Raw genomic sequence first — 21,066 nt, forward strand, 5'->3', positions numbered from 1 at the left:
ACTGACGTCGCAACGGAGGTAACCCGGTTAACACCTTGAGTAGAAAGCATTTCGCCGGGTAGCGGTAAGGAAGCATTGTCAATCACAATTTCGATAAACCCGATCTCGGGATGCAATGCAAGCTTTACCGACCGTGTTGAGACGCGAGGGGTGTCAAGTAACGCTATAAGGAACCTGTTCCTCATCTTGTCGGCGACTCGCCTGATCTTGCCCCATTTTCGCCTCGATTGGGTTTGGGCTCGCCCCTCGGTCTTCTGGGGTCGATGGTCGCCCCCTTTGACTTGCCGGGCCGCACCCTGCAGGCGCAGCCCTGCGTGCCGGGCCATTGCGCCGTGAGGCGCGGGGAGGCAGAAGATGGCGTTAAGACAATGAAATCCGTGAACAAGCCTACCCTATGAAGATCGATGTTCAATCCGCCGCTGCTGCCCTCCGCGCTGCGGCCATCGCCGGCCGCGACGCGTCACGCTTGCTTGCGCAATCAAGCGAGGCGCAGCGCAATTTGGCGCTGACAGGGGCCGCTGATGCCCTGCGCGCCCGGACGGCCGAGCTTCTCGCCGCCAACGCCATCGATCTTGACGCCTACCAGGGTCTGCCCGCCCTGCGGGACCGGCTGCGGCTGGATGCAAAACGCATCCAAGCCATGGCGATCGGCTTGGAGGAGATCGCGGCCCTGCCCGATCCCCTCGGTCATGTCATGGCCGATTGGACTCGCCCGAACGGCTTGAACTTCCGTCGCATCTCCACGCCCATCGGCGTCATCGGCATGATCTATGAAAGCCGGCCCAATGTCGGCGCGGATGCCGCCGGTATTTGCCTGAAGTCCGGCAATGCCGTCATTTTACGCGGCGGGTCAGATAGTTTCCACAGTGCGGCGGTTATTCACGCCGCTATTCGCGACGGCCTGATCTGCGCTGGCCTGCCGGAGGCAGCGGTCCAGGTCGCGCCCGGAACGGATCGCGCCTTCGTCGCCGCCATGCTCGCAGCCTCCGGCCTCATCGACCTCATCATTCCGCGCGGCGGCAAGGGGCTGGTTACACGTGTCCAGGCCGAAGCCCGCGTGCCCGTCCTTGCCCATGCCGAGGGCCTCAATCACACCTACGTCCATGCGGCCGCCGACCCCGCGATGGCACGCCGCATCCTGGTGAATGCCAAGATGCGCCGCACCGATGTCTGTGGCGCCACCGAAACCCTGCTGATCGATGCCGCCATCGCGCCGAGCCTGCTGCCCGAGATCGTCTCGGACCTGCGCGCCCTCGGGTGCGATTTCCGTGCCGATGCGGCGGCGCAGGCGATCATCGCGACCCTGCCCCCGGCATCCGACGCCGACTTCGATACCGAATGGCTCGACGCCATCCTCGCCATCCGCGTCGTTCAGAACGTGGATGAGGCCATCGCCCATATCGCGGCCCATGGCAGCGAGCATACCGATGCCATTATCACGGAGGATGCGGTGGTCGCGGAGCATTTCCTCAACGCAACCTCCGGCGCCGTGGTGCTCTGGAATGCCTCGACCCAGTTCTGTGACGGCGCCGAATTCGGCTTTGGCGCCGAAATCGGTATCGCGACCGGGCGCATCCATGCGCGCGGCCCGGTCGGCGTCGAGCAGCTTACCACCTTCCGCTATCAGGTTCGCGGCACGGGTCAGGTGCGGCCCTGAAGGCCGCCACCATCGGCCAGCCCGACCCTCTTCCGAGGCGCGGCGACCGGCGGAAAATGCGTATCGGAATCCTCGGCGGCTCGTTCAACCCGGCCCATGCTGGCCATCTGCATGTTGCCCACCAGGCGCAGCGGCGGTTCCGGTTGGATCAGGTCTGGCTCATGGTCTCGCCGGGCAATCCGTTGAAGCCGGCGGCCGGCATGGCGCCCTTCGCCGAACGGCTCGCATCCGCGCACGAGATTGCGGACGGCCGCCACATCATTGCGACCGCGATCGAGGCGACCATCGGCACGCGCTACACGCGCGATACGCTGCACCGTCTGCGCCGCCAGTTTCCCTGCGCCCATTTCGTCTGGCTGATGGGGGCCGATAATCTTGAGGATCTGTCGCGCTGGCAGCGTTGGACGGAAATCGCCGACAAAACTTCCCTGGGCGTGTTGCCGCGACCGGCGCATAATACGGGTGCGCTGGCCAGCCGGGCCGCGCATCGCCTGCGCCATTCCCGGCTGCCCGCCCGCCAGGCATCCATGCTCGGTCTGACCGCGACGCCCGCCTGGATTTTTTTGCCCACTACGCAGAATGCGCTATCCGCGACAGCGCTTCGTGCGGCAAAGCAGGGGAACCAGCCAATTGGCTCTGCCCCCAGCCCTGTCCGCCCCGAGCGCGTCGCCACGAACGGAGAAGAACAATAGCCCGCAAGCCGCCCGCCGACACGGCCGCCCCCCGCCGCCGTGTCACCGCCCCGCGTCCCGCCGTAGCCGCGCCCGCAACGACCGCCGCACCCCCCGCGACGATCCGCAAGAAGGCCGTCATCTCTGGCCCACGCGCAAAGAGCCGCAAGGTCGCCGCGACCCCGCCTGAGCTCGACCGCCTTCAGGCGCTCATCACCACGAGCCTGGAAGACGACAAGGGGGAGGAGATCGTGGTCCTCGACCTGCGCGGCAAGGCAAGCTTCGCCGATCGCATGATCATCGCCACCGGCCTCGCGGACCGGCAGATCAGCGCCATGGCAACCCATTTGCGCGAAAAACTGCGCGAAGGCGGCTTCGGCCGTGTGCGCATCGAAGGCGAAAACGGCTCCGACTGGGTGCTGATCGATGCCGGCGATATCGTCGTTCATCTGTTCCGGCCCGATTCCCGCACCTTGTATGGGCTGGAGAAGATGTGGGGCGCGGATCTGGACGAGGCGACCACCTAAACCCCCATGCGCGTTATTGCCATCGGTCGGCAGCGCCAGGGACCGGAGGCTGAGCTTTTTGCGCGCTACGCCGCCCGGCTACGGCCGGCGCTGGAGCTGACGGAACTCGCCGAAGGCCGTGGCGCGCCGGTGGAGATCAAGCGGCGGGAAGCCGCCAGCCTGATCGCCGCCCTGCCCACCGGCGCCTTTGCCGTGGCGATGGACCAGGACGGCACGACGCCCGACAGCCAGGGCCTCGCGCGCCTCATCGACCAATGGAATGGCCTGAGCCGCCCGATCTGCTTCCTGATCGGCGGCACTGAGGGGTTGGATGCGACGGTGCTGGCCCGCGCTGACGCAAAGCTGTCGCTGGGACGGCTGACCTGGCCGCATTACCTGGCGCGCGCCATGCTCGCCGAGCAGCTGTATCGCGCCCACGCAATCCTCACCGGCCACCCCTACCATCGCGACGGACGGCCGTGATACCAGCAGACACCCTATCGATGGAGTTCCTCGGGCAATGACTGTGCAGCCAGTGCGTCCGGTGATGCTCGTGATCCTCGACGGTTGGGGATGGCGTGACTCCAACACCGACAATGCCGTGCGGCTGGCGCATACGCCGACCTTCGACCGCTTGTGGGGTAACGGGCCGCACGCCTTTCTCCATACGGATGGCGAGGACGTCGGCCTGCCCGAGGGCCAGTTCGGCAATTCCGAGGTCGGCCATCTGAACATCGGCGCCGGCCGCGTCGTCATGCAGGAACTGCCGCGCATCACCCGCGCGGCACGGGATGGGTCGCTTGCCACCAACCCGACGATTCTCGCCCTGATCGCGGCAGCGCAAGCCAGCACCGGGGTCTGCCATCTGCTCGGCCTCATCTCCCCCGGCGGGGTCCATGCCCATCAGGATCATGCCGTCGCGCTGGCGAAGATCCTCACCAATGCCGGCTTGCAGGTTCTGGTCCATGTCATGACGGATGGGCGGGACACGCCACCGCGCTCCGGCGCCGCCTTCGTCGCGGCGTTCGAAGCGGCGCTGCCGCTCGGCGCGCGCATTGCGACGGTCAGTGGCCGCTACTACGCCATGGACCGCGACAATCGGTGGGAGCGCGTCAATCTGGCCTGGAACGTCATGGTGGACGCCGACGGTCCCCATTACGCGTCAGCCGCGGCAGCGATCGATGCCGCCTATGCCGAGGATGTCGGGGATGAATTCGTGCGGCCGGCGGTGATCGGCGACTATGCCGGCATGAAGGACGGGGATGCGCAGCTCTCCATCAACTTCCGCGCCGACCGCATTCGCCAGTTGCTGATGTCGCTGCTCGACCCCGCCTTCACCGGCTTCGCCCGCACGCGCCGTCCCGCCTTCGCCTATGTCGCCGGCCTTACCGATTATGGCTCCGCGCTCGATAAACTGATGACCGTGGTCTTTCCACAAAACAGCATGAACGCCCTGCTCGGCCAGGTCGTGGCCGCCGCCGGGAAGCGGCAGCTTCGCATGGCGGAGACCGAGAAATACCCCCACGTCACCTATTTCATGAATGGCGGGGTCGAGACGCCCAACCCGGGTGAGGAGCGGATCATGGTTCCCTCACCCAAGGTCGCGACCTATGATTTGCAACCGGAAATGTCAGCGCCTGAGCTGACGGCCAAGGCCGTTGCGCAGATCGAGAGCGGCGTCTTTGACCTCATCATTCTCAACTTCGCCAACCCGGACATGGTCGGCCATACCGGTATTCTCGGCGCCGCCATTATCGCGGTGGAGACGGTGGACAAAGGCCTGGGCCAGATCGCCGCCGCCGTGTCCAAGGCCGGCGGCGTCTTGCTCGTCACCGCCGATCACGGCAATTGCGAGTTGATGCGCGACCCGGTCACCCAGGCCCCCCATACCGCCCATACCCTCAATCCGGTGCCCGTGATGGTGATGGGCGCGCCGGCCGGCGCCACCCTGGCCAATGGCAGGCTCGGTGATATTGCGCCGACCCTGCTGGCGCTCATGGGCCTGCCCCAACCGCCCGAGATGACCGGCGTCAACCTGCTGCGGAGCGATGCCGCTGACGCAGCCGCGTAACACCCTGCGGCGCGGGATGGCCGCCCTATTGGGTCTGGTCCTCGCCGCCACAACCGCAGGCGCCGCGACGAATCCGCAAGCGGCCTTGCAAGCGCTCCAACGCCAACAGCAATTGCATGAGGGCCAAGCCGCCGCAGCCCGCGCCCGCGTCGCCGCCATCGCCGCCATGCAGGCGGCCCTGTCCCAACAGCGCGTGCAAACGGCCGCCAAACTGCAAGACGCGGAGATGGCGACCGCCGCCGCCGCCGCGCGCATGGCCGATCTCGCGGCACAGAAGAAGGCTGTGGCGACGGCGCTCATCGCGCGCGCCGCAGCCCTCGCGCCTCTCCTGCCGCTGATCGAGCGTCTGGCGCTGTTTCCGTCCGAAACCCTTCTCGCCGTGCCGGCCAAGCCGAGCGACACCTTGCGCGGCTTGCTTGTGCTGCAAGGTCTGTCGCGCGAAATCGGTCGCCAGGCGAATGCGCTGAAACACCAGCAGGACCAGTTGGACGCGCTGACGGGCGCGATGCTGGCGGCGGCCCCGGCACTGGCGGAGGCCGAAGCCGTGCAGGCCCGCCAGAACGCGGCCCTGGATGCGCAGATCGCAAGCGCGGCGGCCAGCCAGCAGAGCGCCGCCGATGCCGCGGCCGCAGCCGACCAGGCCGCCGCCAACGATGCCGGCCGCGCCCAGACCTTACAGGACGCGATTGCCCGGATCGCCGCGTCCCGCAAGGCGGCGCTCGCACGCGCCACGCGGTTGGCGAAACGTGCCGCGCGGCTACGCCCTGCCGTGGCTGCGGCGGCGCAGCAGCGGGAGGCGGAGCTGGCAGCGCCGGCAGGTGCGGGCCTCGGCAGCGGCCATCTCCCCTCGCCGGTCGTCGGGCGGGTTGTGCGCGGCTGGGGTGACACGACCCTGGCGGGGCCGTCGACCGGCCTTTCCTACGCCACGGCCCCTGGCGCCCGTGTGATTTCACCCTGCGCGGGCAGCGTGGTATTCGGATCTGCCTTCCGCAGCTACGGTCTGCTGCTCATTGTGGATTGCGGCGGCGGCTATGATTTCGTCTTGGCGGGCCTGGACCGGCTGGATGTCGGGATCGGTCAGCGGCTGCAATCGGGGGAGCCTGTCGGGATCATGGCAGGCTGGAATCCCAAGCAACCGGCGCAACGGCCCCAGCTTTACCTGGAGTTACGGCGGGATGGGGCTCCCGTTAATCCTGCGCCATGGCTTCATGCGCAGGGTTGATTGATGAGGCGTTTCCTTCCCACAATGGCATAATGCCAATCGTGTGGATCAGGCTGTGCGTTGTGTGCCCTCTGGGGCCGGCTATAGGAAAGTTCGGATGAAGCTTCGCTCAGGCTTGCTGCTCGGCACGGCATTTATTGCCGGCCTCTCCCTCGCCCCTTTGTCGGATGTGGTTCTGCACCGATTCGGCGCGACCCTCGGTATCGGCCGCGCCCTGGCGGCGGAGGATCCTGTCGCGGACGCCTTCCCGTTCCTCAGCCTGTTCGGCGACGTCTATCAGACTGTGAAGGCCGATTACGTCGAGCCCGTCAAAGACCAGCCCCTGATCGAAAATGCCATCAACGGGATGCTGTCCGGCCTCGATCCGCATAGCGCCTATATGAACGCCAAGCAGTATCGCGACATGCAGGCCCAAACGGATGGTGAGTTCGGTGGACTCGGCCTTGAAGTCACGCAGGAAAACGGTTTCATCAAGGTCATTAGCCCGATCGACGGCACACCCGCCTCGAAGGCCAAAATCAAACCGAATGACCTCATCCTCGAAATCAACGGCAAGTCAGTCCAGGGTCTTTCCCTCGATGATGCCGTGGACATGATGCGCGGCGCGCCGGGATCGACCATTGCGCTGACGCTCAAGCAGGCCGCCAGTCCTAAGCCGCAGGTGATGACGCTGACGCGGGAGGTGATCAACGTCCCCTCCGTCCATCAGTCGCTTTACGGCGATGTCGGCTATATTCGCCTCTCGGTCTTCAGCGAGAATGCCGACCAGGGTATCCGCGACGCGGTCACCAAGCTCCAGGCCCAGTCACATGGCAAGATCCATGGCTATGTCCTGGATCTGCGCAACAATCCGGGTGGTTTGCTCGACCAGGCAGTCGCCGTCGCCAACGACTTCATGAACCATGGTGAGATCGTCTCGACCCGCGCCCGCCATCCGAAGGACAGCCAGGTGTGGAACGCCAAGCCGGACGGCGACATCGTCGGCAATGCCCCGCTTGTGGTCATGATCAACCCCGGTTCGGCCTCTGCCTCAGAGATCGTCTCGGGCGCCCTGCAGGACAATCGGCGCGCCATCGTGCTCGGCTTGCGCAGCTTCGGCAAAGGCTCGGTCCAGACGGTCATTCAGCTGCCCGGCGACAGCGCCATGCGCCTGACGACGGCGCGCTATTACACGCCGTCCGGCCGGTCGATCCAAGAACTGGGCATCACGCCAGACGTGCCCGTCGCTTCTTCGGATTCTTCCGATAACGACATGCAGCCGCTGCGCGAAAGCGACCTTCAGCACGCCATGCTCAATCCGAACAGCAAGGGCTTGCCGCCGCTGCCGCCCCGCACGGATCTGCCGTCGGTCGTCAAGGACATTCCGAAGGTGCCACCGGCGGGCTGGGCGAAGTTCGACCCCGCCAAGCCCACAACCGATTTCCAGCTTCAGCAAGCCCTGAAGGTGGTCGATGCCATGCCGGCGACCGTCGCGTCGAACTGAGCTGACGCGCGCCGATGCATCCTGACGATCTTCCATACCGCCCCAATGTCGGCGCGGTATTGTTCAATAGCAGGGGTCAGGTGTTCGTCGCGCGCCGTGCGGATTTCCCGAATGCCGAGGGGCCTGCCGGCGGCTGGCAATTGCCGCAGGGCGGCATCGATGAGACGGAAGACCCCCGAGTCGCCATCTTCCGCGAACTCGGAGAAGAAATCGGCACGGAAAAGGCCGAAATCATTGGCGAGCATCCCGACTGGCTGACCTATGATCTGCCGCCCGAGCTGATCGGTAAGGCGCTGCACGGCCGCTACCGTGGCCAACGCCAGCGCTGGTTCGCGCTGCGGTTCACCGGCAACGACTCCGACATCCGGCTCGACCTCGATCCGCATCCTGAGTTCGATGCCTGGCGTTGGGACGATCTTGTCAACCTTCCGACCCTTGCAGTGGGTTTCAAGCGAGAGATCTATGCAGTGCTGGCGACCTCCTTCGCCCGCTTTGCCTTCCCTGCCTGACGCCCCTTTTCACAAAACCTCCCCACAGGAGTTGCCTCTCATGAGCACGATTATGCTGACGGCCGAAGACGGCCACGAATTCTCCGCCTATGTCGCGGGCCCCGAAGATGCGGAAATGGGCCTCGTCATCGTGCAGGAGATTTTCGGCGTGAACAGCCATATGCGCCACGCGAGCGATACCTTCGCGGCCGCCGGCTTCCGCGTCATCTGCCCGGCGCTGTTCGACCGCGCCGAGCGGGATGTCGAGCTGGGCTATACCGGCCCCGACATGCAAAAGGGCATCGAACTGCGCGGCAAGATCGCCGACGACAAGACGATGCTGGATATCGAGGCCGCCGCCGCTGAACTGGGCACGGACGCGATCGGCATCGTCGGCTATTGCTGGGGTGGCACCATTGCCTGGTGGGGCGCGACCCGCAGCGAGACCTTCGACGTCGCCGTCGGCTGGTATGGCGGCGGCATCGCCGGCACCAAGACCGAGACGCCGAATTGCCCGGTGCAGCTGCATTTCGGCGGCCAGGACGATCACATCCCGCAAAGCGACATCGATGCGATCAGCGAAGCCCAGCCTGACGTCGAAATCTTCGTCTATGACGATGCCGGCCATGGCTTCGGCTGTGAACAGCGCCCGAGCTTCGAGCCCGCGAGCTATGAGCTGGCCCAGAGCCGCACGCTTGAGTTCCTGCGCGAAAACCTCGGCTGAAGACGACCATGAGATGGCGGCCATGCGCCGCCATCTCATGAAGACTCTCCCGCAGCGCACAAACTCCTGTTTGCCGCTGCGTTACTGCGTGTCATTATCGTTGGAGCGCTGCGGCAAGCCATCGTAGCGGCGCATTTCATCACGCAGGAGCTGCCCTTACATGCTGTCCGTAGGCGATACCTTCCCGAGCTTCGATCTGACCGCCGTCCGCGGCGGCCCGGCCGGGCTCAAGATCGACACCGCTTTCACCCAGATCGACTCCACCACCGATGCCGGAAAGTGGAAGCTGGTGTTCTTCTGGCCGAAGGATTTCACCTTCGTCTGCCCGACCGAGATCGTCGCTTTCGGCAAGCTGAACGCCGACTTCATCGATCGTGACACCGTCACTTACGGCGTTTCGACCGACAGCGAGTTCGTTCACATGAACTGGCGCCTGCATCACGACGATCTGCGCAGCCTGCCGATCCCGATGCTCGCCGACATCAAGCGTGAGCTGTCCACGGCTCTCGGCGTGCTCGACAAGAAGGAAGGCGTCGCGCTGCGCGCCACATTCCTGGTCGATCCCGAAGGCATCATCCGCTACGCCGCCGTCAATGACCTGTCCGTCGGCCGGAACCCGCAGGAAGTGATGCGCATCCTCGACGCCCTTCAGAGCGACGAGCTGTGCCCCTGCAACTGGCAGAAGGGCGAGGAAACCCTCAAGGCGGCGTAAGCCGCTCTCCCGATCGAAGTCGCGAACAGGGGCGGGCGCCCGCCGGTGCCCGCCCCTTTTCTTTGCGCCAACCGCAGGACCAATGACCGATGACCATCGACGCCTTGAAGAGCCGCATCCCAGACTATGCCAAGGACATCCGGCTCAATCTCTCGTCCCTCGCGAGCGACCCGTCCCTCACGGGTAAGCGTCGGCCAATGGCCGCGGTCGTAGCGGTTTGATCGGCTTCAGCGTTGGATTATGGTTTCCATCGCCATGGCAGAAGCTCATCGATCCTGTGAATAGGATGGTCGGCGATCCTTCCGATGATATCGGTTAAATAGGCCTGAGGGTTGATGCCGTTCATCTTGGCCGTCTCGACGATCGTGTACATGCAGGCGGCGCGCTGTCCGCCAGCGTCAGAGCCGCAGAACAGGTAATTCTTTCTTCCGAGGACCGGAGGTTTCATGGCGCGTTCAGCGGCGTTATTGCTGATCTCGAGCCTGCCATCCGTGACGTAGCGGGTCAGCGCTTTCCAGCGTGACAGGGTGTAGCGGATTGCCTCGGCGAGAGAGCTCTTGCCGCTGATCCGGAGGAGCTCTGTTTCGAGGAATTGCTTGAGCTGCTCCAACAGTGGCTCGGCGTGTTCTCGCCTTGCGAAGGCGCGCTGGTCGGGCGGCTTTCCGCGGATGTGCCCTTCGACGGCGAACAGAGCCGCGATCCGGTGAAGAGCTTCAAGGGCGATCGGCGACCCCGTTTGATGGTGCACGTCGTAGAAGTGCCGCCGGGCATGGCTCCAGCATGCGACCTCGACCAGCGGGGCGTCACCCAGTGGGGTCGTCGGCTTGTAGAACCGGGTAAATCCGCCGTAGCCGTCGGCATGCAGGAACCCACGATAGGAGCCGAGCAACGCTTCCACATGGACGCCCTTCCGGTCTGCCGAGTAGTGGTAGAATGCCGCGGGCGGCACATCCGATCCCCAGGGCCGCTCGTCCCGCACCGCGACCCAGAGCCGTCCCGTCCTGGTCTTGCCCAGACCCGGCGAGAGCACCGGAACCGTAGTGTCATCGGCATGGACAGCGACGCCCGCACGGACATGACGACCGATGGCTTCGGCAAGAGGCGCCAGCAGGAACAACGCCTGTCCTATCCAGTCGGCGAGTGTCGAGCGGTCCAGTTCCACCCCTTCACGGAGGCTGATCCCCGCCTGGCGGTGCAGTGGGATGTGGTCGCAGTATTTCGACACGACGACATGGGTGATCAGTCCCGGCCCCGGGCGCCCGCGCTCGATCGGCAGCGTGGGCATCGGCGCCTGGACAATCGTCTCGCAAGACCTGCAGCTCAGCTTGGGGCGAAGATGCCGAATGACCTTGAAGCTGGATGGGACGTATTCCAGCACATCACGCTCGTCCTGCCCGATGCGGCTGAACACGGTGCCGCCGCAGCCCGGGCAAACCCCGACTGGGTCGTGGGTGACGATTTCACGGGGTAGATGCTCGGGCAGCGGCTTGCGCACCGGATGTCTGCGCTCGGCGGCACCAGGTCGACCATGCAGGGCCGTGACAGCCGCTCTGGCCCGGGCTTCACTTTCGCCCGCATCCTCTTCGAGGTCGCCGATCAGGAGTTCGAGCTGCTCGATGTCTCGGTCAAGCTTCTCGGAAGACTGTCCGAACCGTGCCCGCCGGAGCTTGGCGAGCTGCATCTTCAGCTTCTCGATATGGAGCGCCTTCGCATGGATTTCTGCCGCGTTGGCAGCGATCTCGACGTCCTTGCGCGCCAATTCCGCCTGCAGGGTTTCAGCAAAAACCCGCAACGCATCTGGATCTGTCGGGAGAGGATCACTCGCCAGGGACATGCCACCATTGTACCGGACCCGGCCACTCGGGTACAGCCTTTTCAGCGCGGCGAAGGCAGTTTCCGCTAAACCGCGACCGGCGTGCGTGGCGCCTCCGGTGCGACCGTCCGGCGCCAGTCAATCGCCTCGATCAGGAGAGCCATCTGGGCGGGCGTCAGAACCATCCCGCCATCGACGATCGGCGGCCAGATGAAGCGGCCGCGTTCCAGCCGCTTGGCAAAGAGGCACAGGCCCGAGCCATCGTAGTAGAGGATCTTCAGGTAGTCGGCTCGCTTGCCGCGGAAGATGAAGACATGGCCCGAGAAGGGATCGACGCCCAGGATCGGTGCCACCTGGGCCGCGAGACCATCGAACCCATAGCGCATGCTGACAGGACGACACGCCAGGTAGACCCGCGTGCCCGCGGCAACCTGGATCACGATAGGCTCCGCAGCACGGCCAGCACGCGGCGGAGCGCCCCATCATCGACGGTCGCATCCACCCGCAGTGTCGTGCCGCCCGCCATGTCGATCTCGATGATGCTCGGTCGCTCATCCCTGTCGCGCCGCGGAACGGCCCCCCGGGGCCGCCGCGAAACCTTGGCAATGTCCATGCCGAGCGTCGATGTGCCGCGGGCCTCGGTAGATGGCTGAACCTTGGGCTTTGGAGGTCCGACAATCCCGAGCGGGATGAAGGTGACCGGCACCTCCACGGGGGCCGCCTCTACGGTGTCCGGCCGCCTGCGCCGCGATGGGACAGAGGATGTCACCATCGTTTGTGCCTTCGCCATCCGGCGCCATCGATAGATGAGGCTGACGTGGATACCGTAGCGATGCGCTAAGTCTGGAGCCCGGACCCCTGGGCCAGATGATTCCGCCACGACCCGTGCGCGAAAGGCCGCGCTATAAGCTGGCCGTCGTTCAGAGACGATCTCGATCCGAGACTCAGAAGTTGCCACAGTGGCTGCCACAGTCGCAGCTTCAGTGGTTGAGATTCTCTCGCTGTCCATACAACAGAAGAGAGCGAAAACCCTTCATTCGGACAAGGCGGCCATCACCGGTCGCTTACCCTCACGGTCCAGCAGCGCGCGGGCACCTTCATCGCGAGCGCCCTCGCCGCCCGCAATGCCGAGCTGATTCGTGGCGTGATGGATGAATTCGCGCCGCAGCTTTCAGCCGAAGCGCTGACGGCCGCCAAGGCCGCCGCCTCCATCATGGGCATGAACAACGTCTATTACCGCTTCGTGCATCTCGTCGGCGGCGATTACGGCAAGATGCCGGCCAAGCTGCGCATGAACATCATGGCCAAGCCGGGTGTGGACAAGGCCGATTTCGAGCTTTGGTCGCTGGCAGTGTCCGGCGTCAATGGCTGCGGCATGTGCATGGAGAGCCATGAGAAGGTGGTGCGTGACGCCGGGCTGACCACGGAACAGGTGCAAACCGCCGTGCGCATCGCGTCGGTGGTTCACGCCGTGGCCGCCGTGCTGGACGGTGAAGACGCCATGGCCGAAGGGCTCGCCGCCGCCTAAGTTTTGGCGCGGCAGAGTCCGCTGTAGTCGCTCGGGCTAAGCCCGGTCAGCTTACGGAAGACCGCCGCGAAGGCGCCCAGGCTTTCATACCCGACCGAGAGCGCAACGCTCGTGACGGCTTCGTCACGGGCGAGGCGCTCTTGCGCATTCACAATCCGGGCGCGCTGCCGCCACGCCGAAAAGGGCAGCCCGGTCTGGGCGGAGAAATGGCGCACGAAGGACCGGAGCGACATGCCGGCAACGGCCGCCCAGGCCTGTTCTGCGCGCTGGTCCGCTGGATCTTCAATCAAGGCCTCCGCGACGCGACGAAGCCGGGGATCGACCGGCAACGGCAACGCGACCGTCGCGCGCTGCGCCGAAAGGAACTCGTGCCAGAAGGTTTCGGCCAACATGGCAAGAGGCTCATTCCAGACATCATGGTGGGTTTGCTCGGCTAATCGCTCAGCCTGAGCCGCGAGAAGCCGCGTCGTCTGAATGAGGAAAGGCGTCTCCGACAAAGTCGCGGCACGTGGTGTCGTGATGTACAGGCTCCAGCCTGCGAAGGCCCCGTGCGATCGGGCGGCATGGTCCAGACCCGGCGGCAGCCACAGGGTCTGCCCTGGCCCGACCAGCCAGTAGGACGTGTCTGTCAAAATCCCGATGACGCCAGCGACGGTGCCAAGGATCTGGCCGCGATCATGGCGATGTCGGCTCGCGACCCGCCGCGTGTTTTGGCTGGCCACACCGCCGACCAACCATGGCGCCGCGCTTTCGACACGGTCGAGAATCGACGGAACCATGGAAGGATTGGCGTGCATGAGTCGATTAATGGCGCGGGCGCGGGCGCATGCCAAGACCATCCTCCTCTAGAGTGCCCGTTACAAAAGAGGAGCATCTTTCGATGAAGATCGGTTTTCTAGGACTTGGCGCCATGGGCCATGCGATGGCGCGTCGCCTGCTCGATGCCGGACACGACCTCACGGTCTTCAACCGAACGGCGAGCAAGGCCGATGATCTGGTCGCCCTCGGCGCCCATCGGGCCACCACGCCCGCCGAGGCCGCACGCGGTGCCGAGATAGTGGTGTCGATGCTGTTCGACGATAAGACGACCGAAACGGCGACATTCGGCGAGGATGGCATCGCAGGCGCCATGGCGCCTGGCGCGGTGCATGTCTGTTGCAGCACGCTGTCGCTCGATCAGGCCCGCCGGCTTCGCGATGGCCATGCCGAGCGCAGCCAGGCCTATGTCACCGCGACCGTGCTGGGGCGCCCTCCGGCGGCCATGGCCGGGCAGCTCTTCATCATCCTCGGCGGCGACGAGACCAGTCGCGTGATGGTCACGCCGGTGCTGGAGATCATCGGGCAACGCATCTTCGTGGCCGGGAACGACCCGGTGCAGTCAAACCTCGTGAAACTGTCGTTGAACTTCCTCATCATGTCGACGATCGAGCAGATGGCCGAAGTTTTTGCCCTGAACGAGAAGGCCGGGACCGATCCGAGCATCGTCTTCGAGATCATGACCGGCACCCTCTACAACGCGCCGGTCCACAAAAACTACGGAAAGCTCATGGTGGAGCGCAGCTACGGTTATCCCGGCGCCCCGGTCACCTTGGCGCTCAAGGACACCGAGGCATTTCTCGCCGCCGGGCACGAGTACAACGTCCCGGTCCCATATGCCGCGATCGTGCGTGACCGTTTCCTGGCGGCCATTGCCGCCGGCGATGGCAAGAAAGATTTCGCCGTGTTGATGGAGCGCGCGCGCCAGGACGCCGGCCTCACCCGGGGGGACGCGTCATGACGAACACCATCCTCGTCATCATGGGCAGCGTTCGCGCCCAGCGTCACAACCCAGTGCTCGCGCGCTGGGTCGCGGCCATCGGGCAGGCCACGACCGGGGTCACGTTCGAGCTGGTCGATCTCGCCGATTGGTCGCTACCGATGGACGATGAGCCGGCCATTCCGGCGACCGGCGGCTATGTCCAGCCGCATACCCAGGCGTGGAGCGCGAAGATTGCGGACGCGGCGGCCTTCGTCTTCGTCACGCCGCAATACAACTGGGGGTATCCGGCGGCGCTGAAGAACGCCATCGACCACTGTTATGCGGAATGGCGGGACAAACCGCTGCTGATCGTCACCTATGGCGGCCATGGCGGTGGCAAATGCGCGGCGCAGTTGGTGCAGGTCGCCGAAGCGCTGAAGATGCGCGTTGTCCCGACGATGCCGGCGCTGACCCTGGCGCGCGCCATGATCGAAGGAAGCCCGATCAAGGCGGAGATCGATTTCGCCGAGCAGCGCGCGGAGATCGAGGGCGCGTGCTCGACGCTTGTGGCCATGATCGGCGGATGACGATGTGTGACTACGCCGCCACCGACCACTGCACCGTCCACGCGGCGAAGGGCGCATCCGCCGGGGCATCGCCCTCGGTCCAGATGACGTGCGGCAGCGCGTCTCCGAATCCCGCCACCGCCTCACCCGAGAGATTTGCCTGAAGGCGCAGCTTAGGCTGCTCTCCGACCGACCAGGTCACGACCACGGCGGAGTCTCCCACCACCTCGAAGTGACCGGCATGGCCGCCGAGCGTGCTAAGCAGCGGCAGGATCACCGCCCGCCGCACGTTCAGGATGCGCGTGAACCAATCCAGAGTGCCGGGATCGATCTCATCCCAACGGAGCTTCGCCGACAGGAAGGTGCTTTCGGCCAAGGGATCGGGGATCGTGTCACGCTTTTCAGGATCGCTGAATTCCGGGAATTTGGAGAACTCTTCCCGCCTTCCATTACGCACCGCTTCCGCCAGATCTCCGGTAAAATCCGCAAAGAACGGGAACGGCTGCGTCGCACCGATTTCCTCGCCCATGAAGATCATCGGCGTCTGCGGCAGGAGCAGATAGACGGCGGAGACGGCGCGCACCGTCGCATGGGGCGCCAGGACGCTCAGCCGCTCCCCGAAGGCGCGGTTGCCGATCTGGTCATGGTTTTGGGCGAAGGCGACGAAGGCGCCCGGCGGCAGTTCCGCGCTGGGCTCACCGCGCGGCTTGCCGCTATAGCCCATCATCTGCCCCTGGAAGCCGAAACCCTCGGCCAGCGCCCGCCCAAGCATCTCGGTATCGCCGTGATATTCCTCGTAATAGCCCACGCGCTCTCCCGTCGCCGCGACATGCAGAACGTGATGCACGTCGTCGTTCCACTGCGCCGTGTAATGATGCGGCTCGCCTTGCTCGTTCCGCCGCAGCGGGGTGGCCAGGTTCTCCTCATTCTCCAGCACCACATGCAGCGGCCGGTCAGTCACGGCGGCGCGCAAGGTCTCTGCCAGTTCCGTCAGGACATGCATTTCGCTGTCATCGGTGATGGCATGCACCGCATCGAGTCGCAGACCGTCGAGATGGAATTCCTCCACCCAATAGAGGGCATTATGAATGACGAAGTCGCGCACTGGGCGGCTATGGGCGCCATCGAAGTTGATGCCGGCGCCCCAGGGGCTCTTGTGGCGATCGGTGAAGAACTGCGGCGCATAGACGGGCAGGTAATTCCCGTCCGGCCCGAAGTGATTGTAGACGACATCAAGCAGAACCAGGATGCCCCGCGCATGCGCGGCATCGACCAGGGCCTTGAGCTGCTCGGGCCGGCCATAGGCACTGTCGGGCGCATAGGGCAACACGCCGTCATAGCCCCAGTTCCGCCCGCCCGGGAAATCCGAAATCGGCATGATCTCGATCGCCGTAACACCGACGGCTACCAGATGATCTAGCTTTTCGATGGCGGCGAGGAAGGTGCCCTCCGGCGTAAAGGTGCCGATATGCAGTTCATAAACCACCGCCTCAGACCACGGCCGACCGCGCCAATCTGCATCCTGCCAGTCATAGGCAGCGGGGTCGATGACCTCGCTCGGCCCATGCACATCCTCCGGCTGGAAGCGCGACGCGGGGTCCGGCACGCGCAGACCGTCCGACACCACGTAGCGATAGAGGGAGCCGGGCTTCGCGCCGATGGTGATCAACTCGTGCCAACCCTCGGCCTCGCGGGCCAGATGGACCGGAGGACGACCGTCGATCTCGATCGAGACGCGGTCCTCGCCGGGCGCCCAAAGCCGAAAGCGGACGCCGTTTTCATGCAATTCGGCCCCATGAGGCATCGGGTGAACGCGTGCGACCATGGTTTCGGGCACCTTTTTGAGCGAGCAGACGGATAGTAGATGGTGCGGTGCGGTGCGCCCTCAAGGCGCATGTCTTCGCTGTTCGACGGTCGCGCCCTCTGCTAAGTTCGTTTCGTGATCGATCTGATTGCGCCGTTGGTCTCCGTGGTGGTGCCCTTCCACAACGAGACCGATAATGTCCGGCCGCTTTATGTCCGGCTGCGCGCCGCGCTGGACGGCGCAGACCTCCGTTGGGAACTCGTCTGCGTGAATGACGGCAGCCGGGACGGAACCCTCACGGCGCTAATTTCCCTTCAGGCCGAGGATGCGCGGGTCCGGGTGCATGACCTGTCGCGCAATTTCGGCAAGGAGGCGGCTTTGACCGCCGCGCTGGACCAGGCGATGGGCGATGTCGTGGTGCCGCTCGATGCCGATTTGCAGGACCCGCCCGAGATCATCCCAGAAATGGTGGCCAAGTGGCGGGAGGGCTTCGACGTCGTCAACGCCGTCCGCCGGACGCGGCGCGGTGAGGGTCGCTTCAAGCGCGCCTCGGCCTTCCTGTTCTACCGCGTCATCAATCGGCTGAGTTCGATCGAAATTCCGCATGACACAGGAGATTTCCGCCTGATGTCGCGCACCGCCGTGGACGCGCTGAAACTGATGCCCGAGCGGCGGCGCTTCATGAAGGGCATGTTCGTCTGGGTCGGCTTCCCGACGACTTCGGTCTTCTACCACCGCGCTGAGCGTCGCGCGGGCTCCACCAGCTGGAACGCCTGGGGCCTGTGGAACTTCGCCCTGGAGGGCATCACGTCCTTCAGTCAGGTGCCGCTGCGCGTCGCGTCCTATTTCGGGATCGTCGTGGCGCTGATCTCCACGATCTATGCGACGTTCCTGCTGGTGCGCACGCTGCTGTTCGGCAATCCGGTCAGCGGCTACCCGTCGATCATGGTCGCCGTCCTGTTCCTGGGCGGCGCGCAGCTTATGGCGCTGGGCGTGATCGGCGAATACATCGGCCGCATCTATGAGGAAACCAAGCAGCGGCCAGTGTATATCATCCGCCGGAGTTGGACGGGGTCGTAGCGTCCCCATGCCGTCATCCCCCGACTTGATCGGCGGATGACGGCGGTGGTGTCGCCTTAAGAGGACTGGCGGCGCAAGAAAGCCGGGATCTCCAACCCGCCCATCTCATCGACCGCCGAAGGACGCACTGCCGGACGCACCGTCTCGGCGCGCGGCTCGGGGGCTGCGGCCACCGGCTCCGCACGCTCCTGCGGCTGATGCGACGCGGTCGCCTGCTGCGCGCGCTTGCCGATCGCACCGGTCACCCGGTTGAACAGGCTGGTGCCGCCAGACGGCGCAGGCGCCACTTGAGTCGATTCCGGCGCACGCGCGACGGGCTCGGCAAACAAGCCACGATGGGCCGGTGCCGCTGGGCGCTGCGGCAGCGCCGCAGGCGGCCGGGCCGGTGTCGCCGGGGTCATGGCGGATGCCATGGCGCCCTGCTGCGCCGGGCTCCATTGCGGGCTCGTCGGCACGAAGCTCGTGCTCGGGCCCGCCGTAACGGCTTCGGCTGACATCGCCGGCACCATGCCGCCGTTGGCGACCTGGACCATGCCTGTCGTTGCATGCGCCTGAGCCTGAGCGGGTGCCGCCAGCGGCAGGACCACGCGGTCATTGCTCGCGGCCAGTTCCAGCTTCGGGCGGTATTCCATCGCGGCGGAATCGATGCCGGTGGCGACGACACTGACGCGGATGCGGCCATTGAGGCTGGAGTCGATGGCCGAGCCGAAGATGATATTGGCTTCCTCGTCCACTTCCTCGCGGATGCGGTTCGCGGCCTGATCGACCTCGAACAGCGTCATGTCCTCGCCGCCGGTGATGTTGATCAGAAGGCCACGCGCGCCGGCCATATTGGTGTCTTCCAGCAGCGGATTGCTGATGGCGGCCTCGGCGGCACGGACCGAGCGGTTCTCACCGTCAGCCTCGCCGGTGCCCATCATCGCCTTGCCCATTTCGGACATGACCGTGCGGATATCGGCGAAGTCGAGGTTCACGAGGCCGGGCACGACCATCAGGTCGGTGACGCCGCGCACGCCCATGTAGAGGACATTGTCGGCCATCTGGAAGGCTTCCTTCCAGCTCGTATGCTCATTGGCGATCCGGAACAGGTTCTGGTTCGGGATGATGATGAGCGTATCGACATATTGCTGCAGCTCGGCGATGCCGGCCTCGGCGGCGCGGGCGCGCTTCACACCTTCGAAGGAGAAGGGCTTCGTCACCACGCCGACGGTCAGGATGTCATGCTTGCGGGCAAGCCGGGCGATGACGGGTGCGGCGCCGGTGCCGGTGCCGCCGCCCATGCCGGCGGTGATGAACACCATGTGGACGCCTTCAAGGTGCCGCTCCAGATCGGCTTCGGCTTCCTCGGCGGAAAGACGACCCACTTCGGGCTTGCCGCCGGCGCCGTTGCCTTGGGTGATGGTTGGCCCGAGCTGGATGCGACGATCAGCGCGAGACCGCATGAGCTGCTGCGCATCGGTGTTGGCCACGATGAATTCGACGCCCGGAAGATTGAGCGCGATCATGTTGTCGACGGCGTTGGTGCCGCCGCCACCCACGCCGATGACGCAAATCCGGGGCGTGAAGTCCGCGTGGGACTGATGGGGAACAGTGAGGTTCAGCGTCATGGCCGGTCTCCTTGAATAATCGGGCCCGAAAGCGCGTGTCCGAATGGCGCTAGATGGCGTTGATGGGAAAGCGAGGCTTGGGTGATGGAAGGGGACCGCATCACACGCGGTCCTTGAGGAAGGAGATGAAGCGCTTGAGCGGACCGCTCGTGCGCCGTGCCTCCAAATCGATGTCCTGCATGACGCGCCCTTCGCCCGAGGCCCAGGCGAGCAGCCCGGCGCCAGTGGCGAAAGCCGGGCCGGAGGCCGCGTCCGGCAGGCCGCGAAGCCCGACCGGTCTGCCGAGGCGAACCTGCTTGCCCAGGATCTGCGCTGCCAGCTCGCGCGCCCCGGCGAGTTGGCAGGCTCCGCCGGTGAGCACGACGCGCGCCCCGGCCACGCGGGAGATGCCGGAACCCTCCAGCCGCTCCTTCACGATTTCGAAAATCTCTTCCAGCCGGGGCCGGATGATGCTCACCACCATGCTGCGGGGCACCTTGGCAATCTGATGCTCCTCCTCCCCCACCAGGGGCACGGGCAGCATTTCGCGCTCATCGTCCGGGCTCGCCTGGCAACTGCCATACAGCGTCTTGAGCCGTTCGGCATGGGCGACGGGCGTCGATAACAGGCGGGCGATGTCGTTCGTGACATGGATGCCGCCGACCAGGGTTTGCGAGGTGTGGAGCAACTGCCCCTCGGCGAAGACCGCGAAGCTGGTTGCCCCGCCGCCCATGTCGATCACCGTCGTGCCCAGCTCGCGCTCATCCTCGACCAGGGTCGCGAGGCCCGCCGCAAAGGGCGCGGACACGAGTTCGGCGATTTCCAGGTCGCAGCGGGCGAGGCAGGTATGGAGGTTACGCAGCGCCGAGGACACGGCGTCAATCACATGCAGCCGAGCCGTCAGCGTCTCGCAATGCAAGCCGCGCGGATCCTCGACCCGCGTCGTCTCATCGACCGAGAAGGATAGCGGCAAGGTATGAATGGCATCCCGCCCTTCGGAGGCCGCGCGATGGCGGCCCTCGTTCACGACCTGGCGGATGTCGTCTTCCGTCACCACGCGCCCGCCGACCGGCCATTGCACGTTGAACAGCCGGCTTTCCGGCTGGCCGCAGCCGAGATTGACGGTGACCGAACGCAGGCGGGTATCGGCCATATCCTCGGCCTGCCCCACCGCCGCGCGGATGGCGCGCTCGGCTTCGTCGAGGTCGGTGATGGCGCCGTGGCGGATCCCGCGCCCCTTCTGCCAGCCGAAACCCAGGATCCGGCGGGTGCCATCGGCCTCGGTGCGGCCGATCATGCATGTGATCTTGGTGGAGCCGATGTCGAGCACGCCGAACACACCCGTGCGCGGCGCCCGGTTGCGCGGTGCATCCAGCAGCGGTGGCGGTAGGTTGGTGCGGCGGGACATGTCGTTCAC

At 65.4% G+C, this 21,066-nt stretch carries 20 protein-coding genes and 2 pseudogenes; 15 read left to right on the forward strand and 7 right to left on the reverse strand.

The annotated features are described in order from the left end of the window. Window positions 1–394 precede the first annotated feature (394 nt). The 11 genes and pseudogenes from QP803_RS15675 to QP803_RS15725 form a co-directional block, all read left to right on the forward strand. Window positions 395–1,657, forward strand: coding sequence for a glutamate-5-semialdehyde dehydrogenase (locus QP803_RS15675; protein WP_284944409.1), 1,263 nt, complete (start codon window positions 395–397; stop codon window positions 1,655–1,657). 11 nt (window positions 1,658–1,668) lie between these two features. Continuing rightward, entirely contained in the window at window positions 1,669–2,349 is a 681-nt protein-coding gene (locus QP803_RS15680) for a nicotinate-nucleotide adenylyltransferase (RefSeq protein WP_284947931.1), read from the forward strand. 101 nt (window positions 2,350–2,450) lie between these two features. After that, the gene (gene rsfS, locus QP803_RS15685) at window positions 2,451–2,855 is read left to right on the forward strand and encodes a ribosome silencing factor (RefSeq protein ID WP_434082925.1); all 405 of its coding nucleotides are present in this window, start codon (window positions 2,451–2,453) and stop codon (window positions 2,853–2,855) included. 6 nt (window positions 2,856–2,861) lie between these two features. Beyond that, window positions 2,862–3,317: a 23S rRNA (pseudouridine(1915)-N(3))-methyltransferase RlmH gene (locus QP803_RS15690; protein ID WP_284944410.1), complete on the forward strand. Its 456-nt coding sequence runs from the start codon at window positions 2,862–2,864 to the stop codon at window positions 3,315–3,317. 37 nt (window positions 3,318–3,354) lie between these two features. Beyond that, window positions 3,355–4,905, forward strand: coding sequence for a 2,3-bisphosphoglycerate-independent phosphoglycerate mutase (gene gpmI, locus QP803_RS15695; protein ID WP_284944411.1), 1,551 nt, complete (start codon window positions 3,355–3,357; stop codon window positions 4,903–4,905). Then, window positions 4,883–6,127 (forward strand): murein hydrolase activator EnvC family protein, encoded by a 1,245-nt coding sequence (locus tag QP803_RS15700; protein WP_284944412.1) that lies wholly within the window; start codon window positions 4,883–4,885, stop codon window positions 6,125–6,127. The genes gpmI and QP803_RS15700 overlap by 23 nt, the downstream gene beginning before the upstream one ends. A gap of 97 nt (window positions 6,128–6,224) precedes the next feature. Beyond that, complete coding sequence (locus tag QP803_RS15705; RefSeq protein ID WP_284944413.1) at window positions 6,225–7,610, forward strand: S41 family peptidase; 1,386 nt, start codon at window positions 6,225–6,227, stop codon at window positions 7,608–7,610. 14 nt (window positions 7,611–7,624) lie between these two features. Beyond that, the gene (locus QP803_RS15710; RefSeq protein ID WP_284944414.1) at window positions 7,625–8,119 is read left to right on the forward strand and encodes an RNA pyrophosphohydrolase; all 495 of its coding nucleotides are present in this window, start codon (window positions 7,625–7,627) and stop codon (window positions 8,117–8,119) included. A 40-nt stretch (window positions 8,120–8,159) separates the two neighbouring features. Then, entirely contained in the window at window positions 8,160–8,822 is a 663-nt protein-coding gene (locus QP803_RS15715; RefSeq protein ID WP_284944415.1) for a dienelactone hydrolase family protein, read from the forward strand. A gap of 160 nt (window positions 8,823–8,982) precedes the next feature. Then, window positions 8,983–9,534 (forward strand): peroxiredoxin, encoded by a 552-nt coding sequence (locus QP803_RS15720; protein WP_284944416.1) that lies wholly within the window; start codon window positions 8,983–8,985, stop codon window positions 9,532–9,534. 89 nt (window positions 9,535–9,623) lie between these two features. Beyond that, window positions 9,624–9,716 (forward strand): annotated as a pseudogene (locus tag QP803_RS15725) (alkyl hydroperoxide reductase); the annotation flags it as partial. A 56-nt stretch (window positions 9,717–9,772) separates the two neighbouring features. Here the strand turns inward: QP803_RS15725 and tnpC are convergent. From tnpC to QP803_RS15740, 3 genes are all read right to left on the reverse strand, one after another. Next, on the reverse strand, window positions 9,773–11,368 hold the full coding sequence (gene tnpC, locus QP803_RS15730) for an IS66 family transposase (RefSeq protein WP_284944418.1): 1,596 nt from the start codon (window positions 11,366–11,368) through the stop codon (window positions 9,773–9,775). A 65-nt stretch (window positions 11,369–11,433) separates the two neighbouring features. Further along, window positions 11,434–11,787 (reverse strand): IS66 family insertion sequence element accessory protein TnpB, encoded by a 354-nt coding sequence (gene tnpB, locus QP803_RS15735; protein WP_284944419.1) that lies wholly within the window; start codon window positions 11,785–11,787, stop codon window positions 11,434–11,436. Further along, window positions 11,784–12,356 (reverse strand): transposase, encoded by a 573-nt coding sequence (locus QP803_RS15740; protein ID WP_284944420.1) that lies wholly within the window; start codon window positions 12,354–12,356, stop codon window positions 11,784–11,786. Before QP803_RS15740 ends, tnpB begins: the two co-directional genes overlap by 4 nt. A gap of 54 nt (window positions 12,357–12,410) precedes the next feature. Between QP803_RS15740 and QP803_RS15745 the strand changes: the two are divergent. Continuing rightward, a pseudogene (locus tag QP803_RS15745) lies at window positions 12,411–12,875 on the forward strand (carboxymuconolactone decarboxylase family protein); the annotation flags it as partial. Here the strand turns inward: QP803_RS15745 and QP803_RS15750 are convergent. Further along, window positions 12,872–13,708: an AraC family transcriptional regulator gene (locus QP803_RS15750; RefSeq protein ID WP_284944421.1), complete on the reverse strand. Its 837-nt coding sequence runs from the start codon at window positions 13,706–13,708 to the stop codon at window positions 12,872–12,874. The pseudogene QP803_RS15745 and the gene QP803_RS15750 overlap by 4 nt on opposite strands. Before the next feature lie 47 nt (window positions 13,709–13,755). Between QP803_RS15750 and QP803_RS15755 the strand changes: the two genes are divergently transcribed. Continuing rightward, entirely contained in the window at window positions 13,756–14,652 is an 897-nt protein-coding gene (locus QP803_RS15755) for an NAD(P)-dependent oxidoreductase (RefSeq protein WP_284944422.1), read from the forward strand. Then, a complete protein-coding gene (locus QP803_RS15760; RefSeq protein ID WP_284944423.1) occupies window positions 14,649–15,200 on the forward strand; it encodes an NADPH-dependent FMN reductase in 552 nt (183 codons plus the stop codon). The genes QP803_RS15755 and QP803_RS15760 overlap by 4 nt, the downstream gene beginning before the upstream one ends. Window positions 15,201–15,210: 10 nt before the next feature. Here QP803_RS15760 and treZ read toward each other — a convergent pair whose 3' ends face one another. Further along, window positions 15,211–17,004: a malto-oligosyltrehalose trehalohydrolase gene (treZ, locus tag QP803_RS15765; protein ID WP_284944424.1), complete on the reverse strand. Its 1,794-nt coding sequence runs from the start codon at window positions 17,002–17,004 to the stop codon at window positions 15,211–15,213. 114 nt (window positions 17,005–17,118) lie between these two features. On the opposite strand from treZ, the gene QP803_RS15770 reads away from it, so the two are divergent. After that, entirely contained in the window at window positions 17,119–18,063 is a 945-nt protein-coding gene (locus QP803_RS15770) for a glycosyltransferase family 2 protein (RefSeq protein WP_284944425.1), read from the forward strand. Between the two features lie 56 nt (window positions 18,064–18,119). On the opposite strand, the gene ftsZ is transcribed toward QP803_RS15770, so the two are convergent. Together ftsZ and ftsA are read right to left on the reverse strand one after the other, a co-directional pair. Next, window positions 18,120–19,670, reverse strand: a complete 1,551-nt coding sequence (gene ftsZ / locus QP803_RS15775) for a cell division protein FtsZ (protein WP_284944426.1) — start codon at window positions 19,668–19,670, stop codon at window positions 18,120–18,122. Between the two features lie 100 nt (window positions 19,671–19,770). Next, window positions 19,771–21,066 (reverse strand): cell division protein FtsA, encoded by a 1,296-nt coding sequence (ftsA, locus tag QP803_RS15780; protein ID WP_434082856.1) that lies wholly within the window; start codon window positions 21,064–21,066, stop codon window positions 19,771–19,773.

Source organism: Acidisoma sp. PAMC 29798 (assembly GCF_030252425.1).
In the GTDB taxonomy this organism is placed as follows: Bacteria; Pseudomonadota; Alphaproteobacteria; order Acetobacterales; family Acetobacteraceae; genus Acidisoma; species Acidisoma cladoniae.